At 37.8% G+C, this 17,698-nt stretch carries 15 protein-coding genes; 2 read left to right on the forward strand and 13 right to left on the reverse strand.

Going from position 1 to position 17,698, the window contains the following annotated elements; all coding sequences use genetic code 11:
- Positions 1–41 precede the first annotated feature (41 nt).
- The 4 genes from ACI7T6_RS02325 to ACI7T6_RS02340 are packed head-to-tail and all read right to left on the reverse strand — an operon-like array spanning position 42 to position 2,098.
- Complete coding sequence (locus tag ACI7T6_RS02325; protein WP_404665985.1) at positions 42–1,358, reverse strand: hemolysin family protein; 1,317 nt, start codon at positions 1,356–1,358, stop codon at positions 42–44.
- A complete protein-coding gene (ybeY, locus tag ACI7T6_RS02330) occupies positions 1,340–1,813 on the reverse strand; it encodes an rRNA maturation RNase YbeY (RefSeq protein ID WP_404665986.1) in 474 nt (157 codons plus the stop codon). The genes ACI7T6_RS02325 and ybeY overlap by 19 nt, the downstream gene beginning before the upstream one ends.
- Positions 1,753–1,914 (reverse strand): small basic protein, encoded by a 162-nt coding sequence (locus ACI7T6_RS02335; protein ID WP_404665987.1) that lies wholly within the window; start codon positions 1,912–1,914, stop codon positions 1,753–1,755. Before ACI7T6_RS02335 ends, ybeY begins: the two co-directional genes overlap by 61 nt.
- A gap of 4 nt (positions 1,915–1,918) precedes the next feature.
- Entirely contained in the window at positions 1,919–2,098 is a 180-nt protein-coding gene (locus ACI7T6_RS02340) for a hypothetical protein (RefSeq protein ID WP_404665988.1), read from the reverse strand.
- A gap of 234 nt (positions 2,099–2,332) precedes the next feature.
- Between ACI7T6_RS02340 and ACI7T6_RS02345 the strand changes: the two genes are divergently transcribed.
- Complete coding sequence (locus ACI7T6_RS02345) at positions 2,333–3,007, forward strand: thymidine kinase (RefSeq protein WP_404665989.1); 675 nt, start codon at positions 2,333–2,335, stop codon at positions 3,005–3,007.
- Here ACI7T6_RS02345 and tgt read toward each other — a convergent pair.
- Both tgt and ACI7T6_RS02355 read right to left on the reverse strand, forming a co-directional pair.
- On the reverse strand, positions 2,989–4,110 hold the full coding sequence (gene tgt / locus ACI7T6_RS02350) for a tRNA guanosine(34) transglycosylase Tgt (protein ID WP_404665990.1): 1,122 nt from the start codon (positions 4,108–4,110) through the stop codon (positions 2,989–2,991). The two genes, ACI7T6_RS02345 and tgt, sit on opposite strands and share 19 nt — an antisense overlap.
- Positions 4,100–4,765 (reverse strand): queuosine precursor transporter, encoded by a 666-nt coding sequence (locus ACI7T6_RS02355; RefSeq protein WP_404665991.1) that lies wholly within the window; start codon positions 4,763–4,765, stop codon positions 4,100–4,102. Before ACI7T6_RS02355 ends, tgt begins: the two co-directional genes overlap by 11 nt.
- 164 nt (positions 4,766–4,929) lie before the next feature.
- On the opposite strand from ACI7T6_RS02355, the gene ACI7T6_RS02360 reads away from it, so the two are divergent.
- The gene (locus ACI7T6_RS02360; RefSeq protein ID WP_404665992.1) at positions 4,930–5,565 is read left to right on the forward strand and encodes a MarC family protein; all 636 of its coding nucleotides are present in this window, start codon (positions 4,930–4,932) and stop codon (positions 5,563–5,565) included.
- A gap of 63 nt (positions 5,566–5,628) precedes the next feature.
- On the opposite strand, the gene ACI7T6_RS02365 is transcribed toward ACI7T6_RS02360, so the two are convergent.
- The 7 genes from ACI7T6_RS02365 to ACI7T6_RS02395 all read right to left on the reverse strand — a co-directional run bounded on the left by ACI7T6_RS02365 (position 5,629) and on the right by ACI7T6_RS02395 (position 17,611).
- Positions 5,629–6,531, reverse strand: coding sequence for a hypothetical protein (locus ACI7T6_RS02365; RefSeq protein ID WP_404665993.1), 903 nt, complete (start codon positions 6,529–6,531; stop codon positions 5,629–5,631).
- A gap of 207 nt (positions 6,532–6,738) precedes the next feature.
- A complete protein-coding gene (locus ACI7T6_RS02370; RefSeq protein ID WP_404665994.1) occupies positions 6,739–8,172 on the reverse strand; it encodes a hypothetical protein in 1,434 nt (477 codons plus the stop codon).
- A gap of 716 nt (positions 8,173–8,888) precedes the next feature.
- The gene (locus ACI7T6_RS02375) at positions 8,889–12,398 is read right to left on the reverse strand and encodes a DUF4116 domain-containing protein (protein WP_404665995.1); all 3,510 of its coding nucleotides are present in this window, start codon (positions 12,396–12,398) and stop codon (positions 8,889–8,891) included.
- A 784-nt stretch (positions 12,399–13,182) separates the two neighbouring features.
- Positions 13,183–13,902, reverse strand: a complete 720-nt coding sequence (pgl, locus tag ACI7T6_RS02380) for a 6-phosphogluconolactonase (RefSeq protein WP_404665996.1) — start codon at positions 13,900–13,902, stop codon at positions 13,183–13,185.
- A gap of 82 nt (positions 13,903–13,984) precedes the next feature.
- Complete coding sequence (zwf, locus tag ACI7T6_RS02385) at positions 13,985–15,496, reverse strand: glucose-6-phosphate dehydrogenase (RefSeq protein WP_404666122.1); 1,512 nt, start codon at positions 15,494–15,496, stop codon at positions 13,985–13,987.
- 74 nt (positions 15,497–15,570) lie between these two features.
- Positions 15,571–15,999, reverse strand: a complete 429-nt coding sequence (gene ruvX, locus ACI7T6_RS02390; protein ID WP_404665997.1) for a Holliday junction resolvase RuvX — start codon at positions 15,997–15,999, stop codon at positions 15,571–15,573.
- Entirely contained in the window at positions 15,992–17,611 is a 1,620-nt protein-coding gene (locus ACI7T6_RS02395; RefSeq protein WP_404665998.1) for a CTP synthase, read from the reverse strand. The genes ruvX and ACI7T6_RS02395 overlap by 8 nt, the downstream gene beginning before the upstream one ends.
- Positions 17,612–17,698 lie beyond the last annotated feature (87 nt).

Genomic DNA, 17,698 nt, shown 5'->3' on the forward strand with positions numbered 1-17,698 from the left:
ATCATGGGTATGTGAAGTATCTTGATCACTATCTCATATGATTAATCTACAATGGGAGAGGGGAGAATTTTGATTTTTTCTAAAGACCTTTCATCAGAGCTTAAAATCTCGAGATCAAAATTGTCGTGGTGAAGGCGCCATCCCTTAGAAGGAATCGATTTTGCTTGATGATAAATGTACCCTCCTAAAGTGTCGTATTCAGGACTTGGAGGGATGTGGATGAAGAGCTCTTTTTCAATATCTAAAATCGTCATCCTGGCATCGACAATCCACCCTCCAGAAGGAATATGGGAAAATAAAAGCTCTTGGCTAGCGTCATCTTCATCTGCAATTTCCCCTACAAGCTCTTCTAAAATATCTTCAATGGTGACAATACCCTCTGTTCCTCCGTATTCATCTACCACGATAGCTAGGTGAAGCTGTTTACTTCGAAATTCTTGCAAAAGAATCGATATTTTTTTCATCTCAGGTGTATATAAGACAGGCTTCATTAAAGACTTAATGGAAGAGTGAGGATCTTCCTCAGTGTAAGCTGAGAGGACATCTTTATAGAGAAGAACGCCAACAATATGATCAATGGTGTCTTGATAAACAGGTATTCTACTGTAACGCTCTAAAAGAAAGAGTTTTGCTGTCTCTTCTAAAGAAGTTTCTAAAGAAAGAGCCATGATATTAATCCGAGGAACCATCACTTCTCTCACGCACCGTTTAGTGAAATTAGCCACAGAAACAATCAAATTTTTCTCTTGAGGGTCTAAAGCAGAAGAGACATCTGATTCGTGGATCATTTCTAAAATGAGATCATACACCGAGTTTTCCGTTGAGGAGTTGCCCTCTTTTCTTAAAGCTAAAGAAGAGACAATTTTCACAATAGGAATAGTGATGGGGAGTGTGAATGTTAAATAAAATGAGGCCAATCTAGAAAAGATGCGAAACGATAAGAGCTTTTTCTTAACGGAGAAACTTTTTAAGATGAGATCAAGAAGAAGAGAAGGTAGGGGAATGACAATGAGAAAGGCTGTGATCCAAAGACCATTAGACACAGGAAAAATCCCTTGATCAAACGAGTGAATAAGCTGTGAGAAAGAAGGCTTTAAAAGGAGAAAGAAAAGAGCTGTGATCCCGTAACAAAGATGAAAGAAGTGTTTAGAAAAGCTCAAGCTTAAAAATAGGGCGTCCCATGTCCACTTTCCAAGAAAGGTTTTTAAAATGTGTTGAAAGAAAAACGGGGTTTGACCGTGCCTTAACTCTTCTTTAAGTTTACGTTTTCCTATTTGCTGAATGGAGGCGGTAAAGCCTGCTAAGATAGCTCCTCCGAAGAGAAAAAAAAGAGAGAGGATTAAGCTTGCAGTAGACACTCTGCTTCCTTGGCTAAGTTAAGGATTCGGTATTCTTCTTTACGCATTTTCCTCTGTTTGGCTTTTTCCGTATCTTCATAGCCGATGAGGTGAAGAAGACAGTGAATAAGATAGTGAGAGATTTCTTCGTAAGGAGCCTCAGGATTGACTTCAAGAGCAATTTGAGGGCAGATCACACATTCTCCTAAAAAATAGTGATTCATAGGAAATGTCATGCAATCTGTAGGAGAGGGATCTTGAAAAAATTGACCGTGGATTTCACAGATTTTTTTCTTTCCCACAAAGTAGACAGAAATCTCCTGACAGGAAATCTTCTTCTCCTTTAAAAAGAAAGAAACCAGCTTCTTGACGGAAGCTGGATCAATGACAATCGCTCTTTGACGGTTAGTAACCGTTATGTGGGGATTGGGGTCTTGGGAAGCCCAGTTACTGTTTTGTTGGTTTCGTCTTTCCATTTACCGAGCTTTCGTAAAACGTCGATGCGTTCATAACGTTTTAAAACATTTCTTTTTGTTCCAGATTGACTGGATCTTCCATAACTACGATGACGTGTCATATTTTTAACCTATTTTCTTAGGGATAAACAGTTTAGTTGAAAGAGATGAATCCCCAATAGCTGTAGCATGAAACTTAAAGCCTTGTGGTAAATCGTCTTTTTTCGGTCCTGTTTTAGTTGCTTTAGAACGAGGGCGGTGGGGGCTTTTCGCGCGCCGCTCGGATTGTTTACTCATACGTACCATAAAAGATCTCCAAATCGTGAAAGGTGAAATTGTAGACGAGAATCGAGAATGAATCAAGAAAGAACTGTAAAATAGGGGTGATTTTGGATAAAAAGAGACACTTCAAGAAAAATCCAAGAGAAAAAGAGAATAGGCATCAGAGAAATGAGAACAAGCAAAAGGAGGTGCCCTGGCATTTGAGAAGAGATTTTTAAGCTCCATTTTTTAAAAGAGACTCATAAAGAGGCGTAATTTGTGATTGAAAGCTCCTCAAAAAAATGGCTATTGGGTAACCTATTTATGGGTAAGAACTTAAAACACAATAGTAACTTGGAAAAACAGATGGCAAAGCTTTATTTTCGATATGGAACAGTAGGGAGCGCAAAGACGCTTAATTTATTAGCAGTGGCACATAATTACCGCCAACAGGGAAAAAAAGTGGTTCTTGTGAAGCCGAGTGTAGATACCCGTTTTGGTCAAGATCAGATTCAATCAAGAGCTGGTCTTCAAATGACAGCAGATATCTTAGTAGGAGAGACAACATCTCTTTTAGAATTTGCATTTGAAGATATTAGCTGCGTTCTTGTCGATGAAGCGCAGTTTTTATCAAGACAGCACATTAATGAGTTAAGAGACATTGCACAAGAGAAAAACATTCCTGTTATTTGCTATGGACTGAGGACCGATTTTAGAACCCATCTTTTCCCTGGCTCATTAAGGCTCATGGAGCTTGCTGACTCGATTGAAGAGGTGAAAGCGACGTGTTTCTTTTGTAACCGTAAATCTATCGTCAACTTAAAGCATCTTGGGGGTAAAGCCACTCTTGAAGGGCCATCTGTTCAGATGGGGCTTGAAGAAAAATATTTACCTGCTTGCTACAGATGTTATAAAAACCAGTTAGAAGAGGTGTCTCAAATTTTGCCTGAGTAAATGGATTCCCGGTAATTTTCCATCAATTTAACCATAAAATGGAGATTATGAATGGTCGTTAACGTGAGCGCGCTAATCTCTTTAGCTTTAAAAAGGTGGTTAAGGTAAGCCACTGTATAGTGTTTACAGGTGTAGCAAGAGCACTCTTCATCAATAGGGCGAAATAAAGAGCTGTACTTTCCTTGAGTGAGGTGAATATTTCCCCTAGAAGAAAGGGCGCATCCATGTCTTGCACTTCTTGTCGGGTAGCAACTATCAAAGGTGTCAATGCCTAAAGGAATGCAAGCGTCAATCGAGGGAAGATCTGCAATCCCAAGTAAATGATTTGGGGCTAAGTAAGGCAGATGAGGAAGCGTTGATGTGAGCATTGCAATCATCTCCTCTTTATTTTTCCCTACACTTCCTCCAATGGCAAAGCCATCAAAAGGGAGCTCTCTAAGTGTATGACAACTTTTTTCTCTTAGCTCTTTATCCACACCTCCATGAATCACCGCATACATCGATTGATGCATGGGGTTTTTTAGGTGAGCCTCTAACGATCTTTTTTCCCATCTATGCGTTCTTTCTAAAGACTCTACAAGCGCTCTTTTCTCAATATGGTAGGGAGGGAGTTCATCAAAAGGAATAATGATATCAGCGCCTAAATCTTTTTGAGCTTCAATGGAGCTCTCAGGGGTAAGTAATATTTTCTTGCCATCTCGGTAAGACCGAAATAAAACCCCGTCTTCTGTAATTTTTAAAACGCTTCCATCTGTTTTTTTTGTCCCTTGGCTTTTAAGCTCACTTGCCACAGATCCATAAGCTAGGCTAAACACTTGAAATCCCCCCGAATCTGTAATGATCGGAAGGGGTCTATTGATAAATTGATGAATCCCTCCTGCCTCTTTGACTTTAGAGGTTCCTGGCTGCAGCATGAGATGGTAGGTGTTACAAAACATGAGCTGAAGGCCAATGGTCTCAACTTGCTTGCTATCAAGTGCTTTAAGCGCGCCATTTGTCCCAACAGCCACAAAATTAGGAGTGTCAATGACTCCATGAGCGGTATAAATTTTACCTACTCTTGCCCGGGATTTACGGGATTGATAAGTGATTTCAAATTTCATAAGAACTTATATTACGGGTGGGAAAAAGAAGAGTCATGACAGATATGATACAACATTTAATTCCAAAACTCATCCAAAAAATTGAGGTCCAACTCTCCACTACCCCATAAAGGCCAAGAAGTGTAAAGAGGAGTGTATCACACGCTTGAGAAATAATTAAGGAAGTAGAAGAGCGCGCTCCCCATGAAGCGTGAGGCCACACTTTCATCAGAAACCGAAACAAAAATAAATCCAGTTGTTGAACGGTGTAAAAGGTGACAAGGGAAGCTAAAAGAAGTCTGGGTGTGATTCCTAAAATCGCTTGATAATGTGCATGAGCATAGTCGCTCTCACTGGGCATAAAGCTTAAATGCATTTGCGAGCAAAGCGAAAAGAGAAGCATGGCTCCAAACGAGAGGACAGTCACTTGTTTAGCTGCATTTAACCCATACTGCTGTTGCAAAAGATTAAGACAAAGAAGGTGCCCAATGACATAGGCATCGCTGCACGTGACACACAGCCCAAATAGAGTCATTTGTTTAAGGACAAAGAGATTTGCAAATAAGGCTAAAAAAATAGCTAATGTTAAAAGCGCCTCTCTTCCTAGCCGTTTAGCGCATATAACAGAGATCAAGATCATACCAATTTGGGAGAGGAAAAGAGCTTCATTGTACATGGTAAATTCCTCATATATAAACATCGTATCTTGCTTAAGAGGCAAGATTTTTTAAGAAAAAAATGCCTTTATAGCAAGAGTGAAAAAGAGAAGTTTTGTATTAATTTGATTGAAAGAGTACTCTAGATAAGACTTTTCCTCAATAAAAACAGGACGGTGAATCTATGGAAATATCAGATGTTATTAATTATTTAATCTCTTTATTTATTATATGTAATCCTATTGCAGCACTTCCAGCCTTACTCAATCTCACTTATGGGAGATCTGAGAAAGATAAAAAAAGCATTGTCATCACAGCAACTTTAGCCGTGATTGTCATTCTTACAGTTGTCACATGGATTGGACTTCCTTTACTGAATCTTTTAGGAATTCATATTCCTGCGTTTCAGGTTGCTGGCGGTTTTGTCATTGGACTCATTGCTCTTTCTATGTTAAATGCTCAGCCAAGCCGCATTCAACAAACAAAAGAAGATGAAGATGAAGCTATGAATAAAGCCTCTATTGCAGTAGTTCCTCTTGCAATGCCCATCATTGCAGGGCCTGGTGCGATGACAACAGCTATCATGGGAGCATCCATGTGGACAGGGTATTTAGACCGTGTTGTAATGATGCTTTGCGGCGTTTGTGTAGCGATTGTGATTGGAGTGGTTCTTTACTTTGCGACCCGCATTGAAAGAGTGCTTAAGCATACAGGGATTAACATTGTAACCCGGATTGGAGGACTTCTTCTTGCTGCAATGGCTGTTCAGTCAATTGCAAGCGGAGTGCATGGTCTTTATCTTGTGTTTACGAGAGTGTAATCACTTACATAAAGATTTGATCAAAAAAAAGCCTCTTCTATTTAGAAGAGGCTTTTTTTATGGTTAGTCATTTACGTTTTGGAATTGAATGTGTAGATTATTACTACGATCTTTTCTTGGTGTTTTTGTTGGCGTCCAGTTTTTTGTTGGAGTTCGATGAAGAATTGTTCGTGAGGATTTTGAAGGAGTACTTGCATTCGAGCTTCCTGAAGATCCTGAGGGTGTTTGGCTTTTAAGATTAGCTACTGTGGATTTTATTTGTTGGATGTATTTAGCTTTCTTATTAGTGTCAAGTGTATCTTCAAGTTCATCCATTAGTTGTAACATATGATCAATATGAGATTGGGAGGAGTCAGCCACTTGTTGTCTATACTGCAGCTGTATTTCAAGCAATTCGATGGCATCATTTTTTTCATCAACAACTCTTTGAGCATTATTAAAATCATCTTCTAATTTATCAAAGTTATCTCGCAGTTCGTCTAATTCATCTTCTAGACTATAGACTTTTGTTTCTAGATTAGAGCGCTCTTGATCAAGAGCTTTATAGGCAGCTTTAAACTTATTATGTTCTTCTATTAATGCATTATAAGAGAGTTTTAAAGAGTCAAGAGTTTCTTCTTTTTCTGAAAGAATAGAATTTTCATTATTCAAAGCTTCTTCAGTATTTTCACAGTTAGTCGTTAAGGTATTGATATTTTCCTGAGGTTCAGAAAGAGTTGGTTTAACGTCACCAGAAAAGACTTTATGATCTAGATGTTGTTTTACCCGGATGAGACCAAAGGTAGAGAGGGCAACTGTAGAGATGATACCAAGAGTTCCTACTTGAGATTCTTGATTAGACATGAGTTTGTAAGCTATTCCGCTCACTCCTAGAGTTAAACCTACTCCAAATCCAATTTTATCTACAGTATAAGTGGGGGAAGGGATAAGAGTACGCATTGAAGAATAATCTGTATTAGAAGACATAAAAACCTGTGGTTAAAGCATTTTTAATAAAAAACAAATATTTTTGAATAAACTTTAAATAATATTCGATATTTCATCAATGTTAAAATGAAGATAGAGAAACTTTATAAAAAGTTAAAAACTTTTGAGCAAATAATAGAGGACAAACAAGGGTCAAAGGTCCTATAAGTTTTTATAGGACCTTAGATAAAAAATAATGAAGTATAATTAACGTGACTTTGGGGAATTTTTTTCTGTAAGAGCTTTCTCCCTAGCAGCTTGTTCCTTAGCAGCTTGCTCTTCAACAATGGCTTGATTATCGATAATGGTTCCCAGTTCTCCAATCAGTTTTGTAAGGATCTCTTTTAAATCTTCTGTATTTTTCGCTCTTGCTACCACTCTTGCTGTTTGATTAGCACTAAGTGCTGTTTTTAAATTAGCCTTTAATTTGGTATAGAGAGTATTAGTAATATCGTAATTTATTAGAGCTTTGCTTAATTGAATGGCTGATGTATCGGTTACCTCTGATGAATGTTTTTGAACGTTATTACTATCCGAAATAACTTTTGTAACACCTGCCCTCTTTTGAGTAAGATTAGTTTTTAATAATATAATTTCATTAACGATGTTTTTGCCTGTTTCAGAAAATTGGCTGGTATTGGTTATTGTTAAATCTTCTTTCAAAAGTTTTAAAATTAAATCATTGCATTTTGTTGACTTAGAGCTTTCTTTGAAAATTTTTACAATTTCCGTTAAGATTTTTTTAGAAATTTCACTTGTCGTTTCTGAATTGATATCGATTGTTACTTCAGGGGCGTTTTTAATTTTAGAAACTATTTTTTGTATATTACTCAGTTCAGTATTTTTACTAGTCTCAATATCTTCCTTGGCTTTTTTGAGTTGATATTGTAAGGACGTGGATTCAAGATTTAATGTAGAGCATTTTTCTGTAAGTTCTAGCATTTCTTGCTCTTTTAATTTTAGCTGTTCTTGAGTTTTTTCGAGGTCAAGAGTTATTTCTTTTATACGCTCTTCTTGAGCTTCTGCTAGCTGAACAGTTATTTCTTTTATACGCTGCTCTTTAGGTATTGCTGAATTTACGCAGTCATTACTATTAACTGTAGCTTGCGGAGTAATATTTAACTGAGAATGAGAAGGAGGGGTAGAGATGAGTTGAGGAGTGATGCCTGGTTGAGAATTAGAGATAGGCGAAGTTGATGCTTGTGATTCTTTTTTAAATAAACGGTAGAAAGTTTGAGGTTTAAAGATTCCCAGTACAGCAACACACACAACAGCTGCAATTTGAATCAAGGCAATACTGCTATTTTCAAGTGAAGACCAGGCATGAGGAGTGGTTTCAGAAGGACTTTTGGTAAAAGAGTGAAAAGGAGTTAAAAATACCGATCCCAAAGATTTTAATGTAAAACAAGTTAAAGAAACTATGACGTTAATTGCTTGAAAAGGTGCTTTAATATGACGATCAGTCCATTCATCAGAAGTTCCCCAATCGGCCATTATATGAAGTTTGGACTCTAAGCTAGGTGTTAGAGGGGAGAAGATTGAGTGAGAGCCAGTAGGTGTTGTTCCATTCATAGACATATTGAGGACCTCCAATTGATCATTTTTAAACAGTGTCAAATTATGATTAGAGATATTTTTCATTTTTTTCTCTATCAACGATCAGAAATTTTAATCGTATAGTATTAATAAGTGCAACAAAAACTATTTGTTTTTGTTGAGTAAAGAGATTGATATTGAAATAAGCGTAGTTTTGAGCCTTAAACTAAATTGGATAATAGAGGATTTTCTTGATATCTGAAAGAAAAAAATCCCTCATTTAGAGTTTTCTATAAGAAATGCAAATAGATTTTTAAATATTAAAAAAATATTGTAACTGTTCAGATACTTCCTCATTTTCTTAAAAAAAGCGCTTTCTCATAGCTTTAAAAGGCAATTTTTAATAAAAAATATGTTGTTTTAGGCATTTTTATATAATTTTCACGTCTTCTCAAGAGAGGGTATCTGAATAATTACAATTGACTAAACAAAAAGCATGAATTTCATACCAGCTTTATTGATCTGGTAAAATAGCAACAAAGGTATTGAGAAGAGGATATTTTTTATGTGTCTCTCTATGAGGATCTTTAACTATCTCAAATTGACGGAGTAAAGAGAGTGGATTTTGGATAAGCTAAGTAATAGACACGCCCCCTCTCAAGCTTAGAGATTTTTAGTCTACACGGTTATCAGTCATTTTTAATGCGTCAGTTCTGTACTAGAAATAACAAAGGAGCTGTTCAAATACATGTTTATACAGAGGGTATATCTGAACAGCTATGAAAATTGATCTATTTTTGCTTGATTTTGCAATGTATTTATCAATCAGTGTAATGCATCCATTTTTCTTGCTCAGCAGCAAGGATTATTTCTGGATCATTCTTTAATGCCTGACTTATATGATAAAACGTCTTTTTATTTATCTGTATAGCCTTAAGGATAAACTTTCGATTGCTTTTTAACTCCTCGCTTGCATAAAAAAATGCACCATCATTGTTTTTCAAGGCGATAAGCATAAATTCCTCATTATTTTTTAATTCCTTATTTACGTAATAAAATGCAAGCTCATCGTTGTTTACAGCAGCAAGAGCGGTTTCTTCATCCTTTTTTAATGCATCACTTACATGCATAAGCGCCATTCCATTTTTCTTCACGACTTCAAGAATAAAAGTCTTATTATTTTTTAAACTTGCACTTACATACTGAAGTGTCCATCCAATATTCTGTATATTGGCTAGAACAAAATCAGGATTATTTTTTAACTCATCACTTGCGTATTCAAATGCTTCTTCATTTTCTTTTACAGCAGCTAGAACGATTTCTTTATCATTTTTTAACGTTGTGCTCATATACTCAAGTACGAGCCCATTTCTTTCCAAAGCGCTAAAAATAAATTTTTTATCATTTTTTAAATTCTCATTTACATAGTAAAATGATGATTCATGTTCTTGTATAGCTTTAAGAGCAAACTCTCTATTATTTTTCAACTCTTCACTTGCATAGTTAAATGCTCCTAAACCTGTCTTTACAGCAGCAAGGACAATTTCTGGGTCATTTTTTAATGCCTCACCGACATGCTTAAGCCCACTCCCATTTATCTTCATAGCGGTAAGAACAAACTCTCTATCATTTTTTAATCTTGTACTTGCATGCTCAAGCGCCTCTCCATACCCCTTCACAGCAGTAAGGACAATAGTTGGATCATTTTTTAACCGCTCACTTGCGTACCGAAATTCTCTTCCAGATTTTTTTATAGAAAGAAGGACAACATCTAAGTCATCTTGGAATGCTTCACTAACATACTCAAGTCCATCTTCAACTCTCTCTAAAGTCTTAAGAATAAATGGCTTATCTTTTTTTAATCTCTCACTGACATACTGAAGCGCCCATCCATCTTCTTCTAAGACAACACGGGCAATATTTAGGTCATCTTTTAATTCATCACTGATAAACTCAAATGTCCAATCGTGCTTCTTTAAAATGGGAAGGATAAATTCCTTATCATTTTTTAATCTTGCACTTGCATACTCAAGTGCGTAACCGCTCTTCTCTATAGCAGCTAAGACAACATCTGGATCATCTTTTAATTTATCATTTGCATACTTAAGTGCTTGCCAATTATTCTTTACAGCAGCCAGAACAATTTGTTTATTATTTTTTAATGCCTCACTTGCGTGCTCAAGCGCTAAGCCATCTTTTTGCACAATGGCAAGCTGCTTGGGTATGTTAGGCATCTCATATTGAAGAATATGATGAGAAGAACTCATCACAAGTGTTTCATCAAGCAGGCTCTTATTTATTTCTAATTGATTATTCAAAATTGTCTCAAACTCTTTTATACCTCCATCTAAATGAGTGGAGAGGTGATATACAGCAATAGCTTGTGCCTGAAGCTCTAAAAGTTGTCTAAACCATAAAGTGGTAAGAATTTGAATTTCATCATCGGTTGCATTGGGCAGATCTTTTTTTAGCTCTTTTTTGTAATTGGCTAAAAGAGCGCCTCTACCTGTCTCATCTGTTTCCATACAGAAACGTGATAAGGTATTAAGAGCATTAGAGAGTTTTTTAAGTTGTTCTTCCTGCTGATGAAACCACATTTTAGGTAAATATTGATACCCATGTAAAACATCTTTAATTTTAGATTCTGCTTTCCTAAATTCCTTCCAACAATCTTCTTTGAGGAGCCTACTAAGAGCTACTCTCACACTATATAGCTCATCTAAGGCTACAGTGGCATGATCATACACTTCTTTCACAGTCATTGCTATTGCATCGATTTTAGGATTAAGCTGACGACTTTCTATATTAATTTGTTGATGTATTGCGGCATTGATACTATATAGTCTATCTAAGTCTGTGTTTGTATTGTCATAGACTTTTTTTACTGTGGCTGCCATCTCATCGATTTTAGTATTAAGCTGACGGTTTTCTGCATGAACTTGGTGATACGTGGCAGCCCCTATCATACTCCAGCAAGCTCCCATGATTCGCGTCAATTGAGGGGATATTAATTTAGAGACCCAAGGAGAGAGTTCTTGCTCTGGAAGGATAAATCCATTGATATAAGATTGAGGTAAGTATTTAAGAGCATGAGAGAGAATATCTTTTGAGGAAAAGATTCCTTTTTTTACAGGATGGGCTGTATGACCGTTATAGAGGATCAGGGTATTTTCTTTAACTGCATAAAGAGGATAAGGATTAGAGTCTAAAGGGCGAGGAATCAGCATATGAACAGCTGAGATAATAGCGTCATCTGGGTGACTATAGGCCATATAGATTTCATCAGCTGATCGCTGAGTTGCTTCAATGACTCTTTCTTTATTTGCACGGCTTTTTGGAGAAAAGTAAAACCCATCTCCATAAGATCTCCATGTTTTTCCCTCTTGATTTTGAACATCAAGTCCATTGTTTCCATCTTCTTCATGCTGAGCCCCTGTTAACACTCCAGCTAATTTCTTACTCATCTTTAGAGGAATTTTGAGCTCATCTCTAAGAAATACCTCAAGATCACCGCGTTGATTGCGGATATGACCTGCAGCAAAGAGATCTGTGAGAAAGTGACATGCAAAAGCATCAAGAGCATAAGCCTCTTTCAGCTTTTCTAAATTTTGAGTGTGCCCAGCCTCTTTTGCCACTTGAAGAGCAAGAGTATGCCCAATACGGTAAGCATCTTCAGCGTTTTTTTCAAAATGATCACTATTATCAATGAGAAGCTCTTGGTAGTCTTTTTTGATCTGTTTAAGGGCATGCATTCCTTTAGCAGTGCAGTGGCTATAGCAATGATGGGGAGTTCCTGACTCTTTAACCTCCCTTGATTCTTTAGCAATTTCAGCAAGGATCGCCTTCAGCTCTTCATGATCTGCCTTGACAAGAGTATTAAAGGCGTTTTGAAATCGCACCGTTTTTGCGTTATCATCCCCGCCAGGCAGTGAAATCGCCTCTCCTGGAATAGCGTAAAAATCGCCAGCTAGTGCTACGATATGAGAAAATTTGAGTTGATGGGATCCAACTGTTAAAACAGTTTGATCTCCCTCTAATCCTTGAAGGGAAATCGCTTCTCCAATGGCTGCATGTTCTGATCCTCCAAATCCTCCAAGTAGTTTACACTGATGAGAAACGGTATCAATTTTATAAGAGGTGCCCTTGACAGTGATTTCAAAAATCCCTGCCGTTTTAAGAAAAATCGTTTGTAGTTGTGCATGTTCAAAGCTTCCTGGGATGAGCTGTTGAAGAAGCCGCTTTCCCTCTTGTAAGGAGATTGTAGACGGGAGAAAATTAGAGCTTGTTTTTTGAGAATATAAGAAGATATTGGAGGGAATCTGGCAACTCATGATTTATTCCTATAATAAAAAGTTTGTTAAATTTATTTTACTTATGCTTTATTGCAAGAGAGTTGATTAATTTATGCATCATTGATGACTATCTGCTTTCTCTTTTGTAAATAAAAGAAGCCTTATGGCTTTTGTATTCTCTCTTATTATTGGATGCATCAAACCTCTTAGGGCTATTTTTTTTAATAAGACTTTTTAAAAGATAAAAAATTATTCTTTGCTACTTCAATGAGAATAGGGGTTAAGCACAGGCTAAAACTTGCGATCAATCTCTAGAGAGCATGTTTATTTTTAAAGCAAAAAAGGTGTGATCAAAACGGGGTATCCCCTTCTTATATTGAGATAAGAGGTCAATCATGAAGTGTATAGAGCTTTTCTCCATAAAAAGAGTGTGATGGAATTTTGTTATAATGTTGATTATTGAATGTTGTAATTTCATTATTGTTAATATATTAACTAATAAATGTAATTATTGTAAATATGTTAATTATTAATTGTTTTAAATTTGCATTAATTAATTTGTTTTTAAAATAGATCTTCTTTTACTTTCATCTCAATTATTTATAGCTGGATAGGGGATAGGTTTTTAAGAGATATGAAATGGCTATCTTGGTGAAAAGAGATAGTAAAATAGGCGTTTAGGATAGGATTTTAGAATACGCTTTCAGCAGAGGATTTACAGTCTAGAGGTGTGTGATCTCTAGAGATAAAAGAGCTTTTTAGTCCAAATTTTAGAAGTAGCTGCTTTTATAGAAAAAGAGCCCCGTTAAGCTTATAAGATGAGTTAAAGGGCTGCAGCTGCAGCTTGATCCATAATCCATAGGGCTGGGTGTAAACGTGACCCCACTTGCTGACAAGGAAAAACATTTGAGGAGTGAAACACTTGCTCTACCATGAAAGCTTTAGACGCTCCTAAAACATAAAAAACAGTGTTTTCAGCTTGATTAATGCAAGGGAAGGTCAGCGTCATACGCCAGCAATTTTTTTGAGGAATATAGTTAGCAATCACTTGACGATCGGTGCATAAAATCCCTTTTGTTAAGGGAAAGAGAGAAGCTGTATGACCATCATCTCCCATCCCAAGTAAGATAAGATCAAAGGCGCCCTTAAAAAGCGTGAGATGAAGAAGCTCTTCATACCGTTTTGCATTCAGCTCAAGATCTTCTTCTGCCACCATACGGTGGATTTGAGAAGGGGGAATCGGCATGTCTTTAAATCCTGATTCCATCGCCATATGGTAGTTACTCTCTGAAGAAGAGGGAGAAGTAGCTCTTTCATCACTCCAGAAAAGATGCACCTTATCCCACATAATTAAATCAGAAAAAGGCGGTTTAGAGAGCATTTGATACACAGCAGAAGGAGTACTTCCTCCAGAGAGAGCAACCGTAAAAAAACCGTGGTGATCTACAGCTTTTTGATAGCAAGTGACAAAGTGATGAGCAGCAAATAGCGTAGCTGATTCTCTATTAGGTTCAATATGCCTGTTAGCGTAGGGTAGGGCCATCTTAGATCTTTTGATTTAAATAGTTAAGGATAGAATAAAACTGCGTATTAAATGGAGCATGATAAAGGTCAGGATATCCCCATTACACAACTCTCCACTTTTTCCCATCTCGCTCAAGAAGATCATCTGCCTCTTTGGGGCCCCAGCTTCCTGCTGGGTAGGTGAAGAGAGCGTCACTTTTTTGCTCTTTCCATAAATCCAGTACAGGAGAGAAGAGTTTCCAAGATAAAAGCACTTCATCTTGGCTTGCAAAGAGTGTAGAGTCTCCCATGATGGCATCATAAATGAGCCTTTCATACGCCTCAGGAGGCGTCATTCCAAAATATGATCCGTATTTAAAATCCATCTTCACAGGTTGCAGTGCATGGGTAAGCCCTGGCACTTTACAATGCATTTTTAACGAGATGCTTTCATCGGGTTGGATCCGTAAGACAAGGACATTGGGGCTATTTTTAGCTGCATCTTGTTGAAAAAGAATGGAGGGGGGATTTTTAAAGATAATCGCCACTTCTGTGGTTTTTTTAGGAAGCCTTTTCCCTGCTCTAATATAGAAAGGAACATCTGCCCATCTCCAGTTATCAATATGGAGTTTAAGAGCGCAATAGGTTTCTACAGAAGAAAGCGGATCCACACTCTTTTCTTCTCTATAAGATAAAACCTCTTGTTCATGAATGATCCCTGAGGCGTATTGCGCTCTAATGATGTTTTCAGGGGTAAGAGGCCGCATAGCTTGAAGCACTTTGACTTTTTCATTCCGGATTGCCTCAGCGTCTAAGGTGACAGGAGGCTCCATCGCAATTAAAGAGAGGAGCTGCATGACGTGATTTTGTACAATATCTCGTAAAAGACCGGTCTCTTCCCAAAAAAGACCCCGCGTTCCAATCCCTAAATCTTCAGCTACAGTGACCTGGATATGATCAATGTACCGATTATTCCATAGAGATTCAAAGATAGAGTTTGCAAACCTAAACACGAGTAGATTTTGCACGGTCTCTTTTCCTAGCCAATGATCAATACGGTATATTTGATCTTCTTTGAGTGAGAGAAGAAGGGATTTTTGTAAGTTGCTAGCAGAGGGAAAATCGTGTCCAAACGGTTTTTCAATAATCACTCTAGACCAAGGTGATGCGTCATCTTCGTCATAAATCAGATCGCTTTTTTTCAAGTTATCACAGATGAGAGGAAAGTAACTAGGAGGTGTTGCAAGATAGAAAATGCGGTTTCCTTTTGTTCCAAACTTGATATCCAGCTCTTGAAGAGTTTTTTTAAGGCGGTGATACCCTTCTAGCTCGGGAAAGGCAGCTTCATGATAAAAAAGATGATTTTCAAAATGGGCCCATAACTCTTGATCAAGAGGTTTGGATCTTGAAAACTCTTGGATGGCAAGGCGCATTTCTTGACGAAACTCTTGATCTGTTTTCACTCTTCTAGCAAACCCGATACACACAAATTGAGAAGGGAGAAGCCCTTCTTTTAAGAGTTCATAAATGGCTGGAATCAGCTTACGCGCTGTCAGATCGCCTGTGGCTCCAAAAATTGTAATGATGCAAGGTTCGGTAAACCGTTTTTGAGTTTTTTCATGCAAAGTGTTCATAGTAGCCATAAATGTTATTTAAAATTGAAAAGCTCCCTTTAGCCTACCGTATCATTTTCAAAAAAGAGGGAAATTCATAAAGGAGGTAAAGAGAAATCACACCGGTCAAGATAAGACTGTAAGATAATCACGGCAGCTAAAGCGTCCGTGACTTTAACTCTTTTCTTTCGGCTCATGCCTTGTTCCATGAGAGATCTTTCAGCATAAGCTGAGGTGAGTCTTTCATCCCAAAGAGCGACCGGTAAAGAGAGCTCTTGTTCAAGTCGGGGGGCAAACGCTCTTGCAAGTTCTGTCATGGAGCTGTCTTGACCGCTCAGTTTAAGAGGGAGTCCTAACACAAATTGGTCCACTTTTCCTTCACGAAGGACTATTTTTTGCATTTCATGAAAAAATGCCGCATCATTTTTCAAAATGCCCAGCGGTCTTGCAACGATTTGCCGCTCATCTGATATAGCAACCCCAATCCGTACCGTGCCAAAGTCAAGCCCAATCATTTTACCCATGACGTATCCTATGTTCAAAAGCTGCTTTAATGAAGCTTTGAAAAAGAGGGTGAGGGCTGCCTGGTTTGGATTTAAACTCAGGGTGAAACTGAACCCCTACCATCCAAGGGTGGTCGGTAAGCTCCACAATTTCACATAAATCTCTTCCAGGAAGAAGTCCTGAAACGATCAGTCCTTGATCTTGCAGCCTTGTTTTAAACAATTGATTCACTTCAAACCGGTGTCTATGTCTTTCTGAAATCTCTTGAACACCGTAAGCTTTCATCGCTTTAGATCCCTCTTTTAGGTGACAAGGGTAGGCGCCAAGTCTCATGGTGCCCCCTAGCTGCTCGATTCCTTTTTGCTCGTTTAAAAGGCAAATCACCGGATGAGGGGTATAAGGATCCATTTCAGTTGAGTTAGCCTCAGTTAAATGGAGCACATGCTTTGCAAATTCGACGCACATCACTTGAAGCCCTAAGCAAATACCAAAATAAGGGATGTTATTTTCTCTACAATATTGCGCTGTAAAGATTTTCCCCATCCACCCTCTTTTCCCAAATCCTCCAGGAACAAGATAGCCATCACACCCTTGGATGGTTTGCTGAGCAGTTAAGTAGTCCTCGATTTTATCCGATTCAAAAGGGCAAATTTCAAGTTCCATCTCTTGATCAATCGCTGCATGAGAGAGCGCTTCAAAAACAGATTTATAAGCTTCTTGAAACTGCATGTATTTTCCCACAACCCCAATTTTAATCTTTTTTACCGGGTTTTTGAGTTTGTGGACCATCGATTCCCAGTGGGATAGATTAATATCATGAAGAGGAAGCTTTAAGAATTCGATCACTTTAAGATCCACTTCTTGTTCATGAAGACTTAAAGGAACCTCATAGATCGAGTCTTTGACATCCACTTCATCCATGACAAATTCCCTTTTAACACTGCAAAAGAGACTGATTTTATTTTTAATTTCACTGGGGAGTGGCTGTTCACAGCGGCATAAAATCATATCAGGAATAATCCCAATACCCCTTAATGTTTGAATGGAGTGTTGAGACGGCTTTGTTTTCACTTCTCCTGCTGCACTTAAGTAGGGAACATAGGTGAGGTGAATGTTAAGGCAGTTATCAAAGTGCTCTAGTCTAAATTGACGAATCGCTTCAAGAAAAGGAAGTGATTCGATATCTCCAACTGTTCCTCCAATTTCAATCATCACAACATCGGGATGAGTGGGGGAGTTTGCCACACGGAGTATTCTTCTTTTAATCTCATCTGTCACATGAGGGACCACTTGAACGGTTTTCCCTTGATAGTCTCCGCGCCGCTCTTGCTTAATGACAGCGTCGTAAATTTGACCGGAGGTGACGTTAGAGTTTTTAGAAATCGTGGATTCAGTGAACCTATAGTAGTGACCTAGATCAAGATCTGTCTCAGCTCCATCATCTGTGACATACACTTCTCCATGCTCAAAAGGGTTCATGGTTCCTGGATCGACATTGAGATAAGGGTCGAGTTTGAGCATCTCTACTTTAAGCTTACGCTTTTCTAATAGCATGGCAATCGAGGCAGCAGTGAGTCCCTTTCCTAACGAAGAAACGACTCCGCCTGTAACGAAAATATATTTTGTTGGCATGAGCAAACATTGTAGGAGCTTAATTGCTTTTCTTGCAAACTAATCTCTTCTCAGGAAAAATGAATGCGATAAAACTGTGATCCAAAA

The sequence above is a fragment of the Rhabdochlamydiaceae symbiont of Dictyostelium giganteum genome (genome assembly GCF_964291045.1).
GTDB lineage: Bacteria > Chlamydiota > Chlamydiia > Chlamydiales > Rhabdochlamydiaceae > PALSA-1444.

What these genes read in the sequence shown, in the direction of transcription:
- ACI7T6_RS02370 (WP_404665994.1), bottom strand. Translation starts at nt 8,172, where the DNA reads ATGAAAAATATCTCTAATCATAATTTGACACTGTTTAAAAATGATCAA.
- ACI7T6_RS02335 (WP_404665987.1), bottom strand. Translation starts at nt 1,914, where the DNA reads ATGACACGTCATCGTAGTTATGGAAGATCCAGTCAATCTGGAACAAAA.
- ruvX (WP_404665997.1), bottom strand. Translation starts at nt 15,999, where the DNA reads ATGGGTAAAATGATTGGGCTTGACTTTGGCACGGTACGGATTGGGGTT.
- tgt (WP_404665990.1), bottom strand. Translation starts at nt 4,110, where the DNA reads ATGAAATTTGAAATCACTTATCAATCCCGTAAATCCCGGGCAAGAGTA.
- ACI7T6_RS02340 (WP_404665988.1), bottom strand. Translation starts at nt 2,098, where the DNA reads ATGGTACGTATGAGTAAACAATCCGAGCGGCGCGCGAAAAGCCCCCAC.
- pgl (WP_404665996.1), bottom strand. Translation starts at nt 13,902, where the DNA reads ATGGCCCTACCCTACGCTAACAGGCATATTGAACCTAATAGAGAATCA.
- ACI7T6_RS02355 (WP_404665991.1), bottom strand. Translation starts at nt 4,765, where the DNA reads ATGTACAATGAAGCTCTTTTCCTCTCCCAAATTGGTATGATCTTGATC.
- ACI7T6_RS02365 (WP_404665993.1), bottom strand. Translation starts at nt 6,531, where the DNA reads ATGTCTTCTAATACAGATTATTCTTCAATGCGTACTCTTATCCCTTCC.
- ACI7T6_RS02395 (WP_404665998.1), bottom strand. Translation starts at nt 17,611, where the DNA reads ATGCCAACAAAATATATTTTCGTTACAGGCGGAGTCGTTTCTTCGTTA.
- zwf (WP_404666122.1), bottom strand. Translation starts at nt 15,496, where the DNA reads ATGAACACTTTGCATGAAAAAACTCAAAAACGGTTTACCGAACCTTGC.
- ybeY (WP_404665986.1), bottom strand. Translation starts at nt 1,813, where the DNA reads ATGGAAAGACGAAACCAACAAAACAGTAACTGGGCTTCCCAAGACCCC.
- ACI7T6_RS02375 (WP_404665995.1), bottom strand. Translation starts at nt 12,398, where the DNA reads ATGAGTTGCCAGATTCCCTCCAATATCTTCTTATATTCTCAAAAAACA.
- ACI7T6_RS02360 (WP_404665992.1), top strand. Translation starts at nt 4,930, where the DNA reads ATGGAAATATCAGATGTTATTAATTATTTAATCTCTTTATTTATTATA.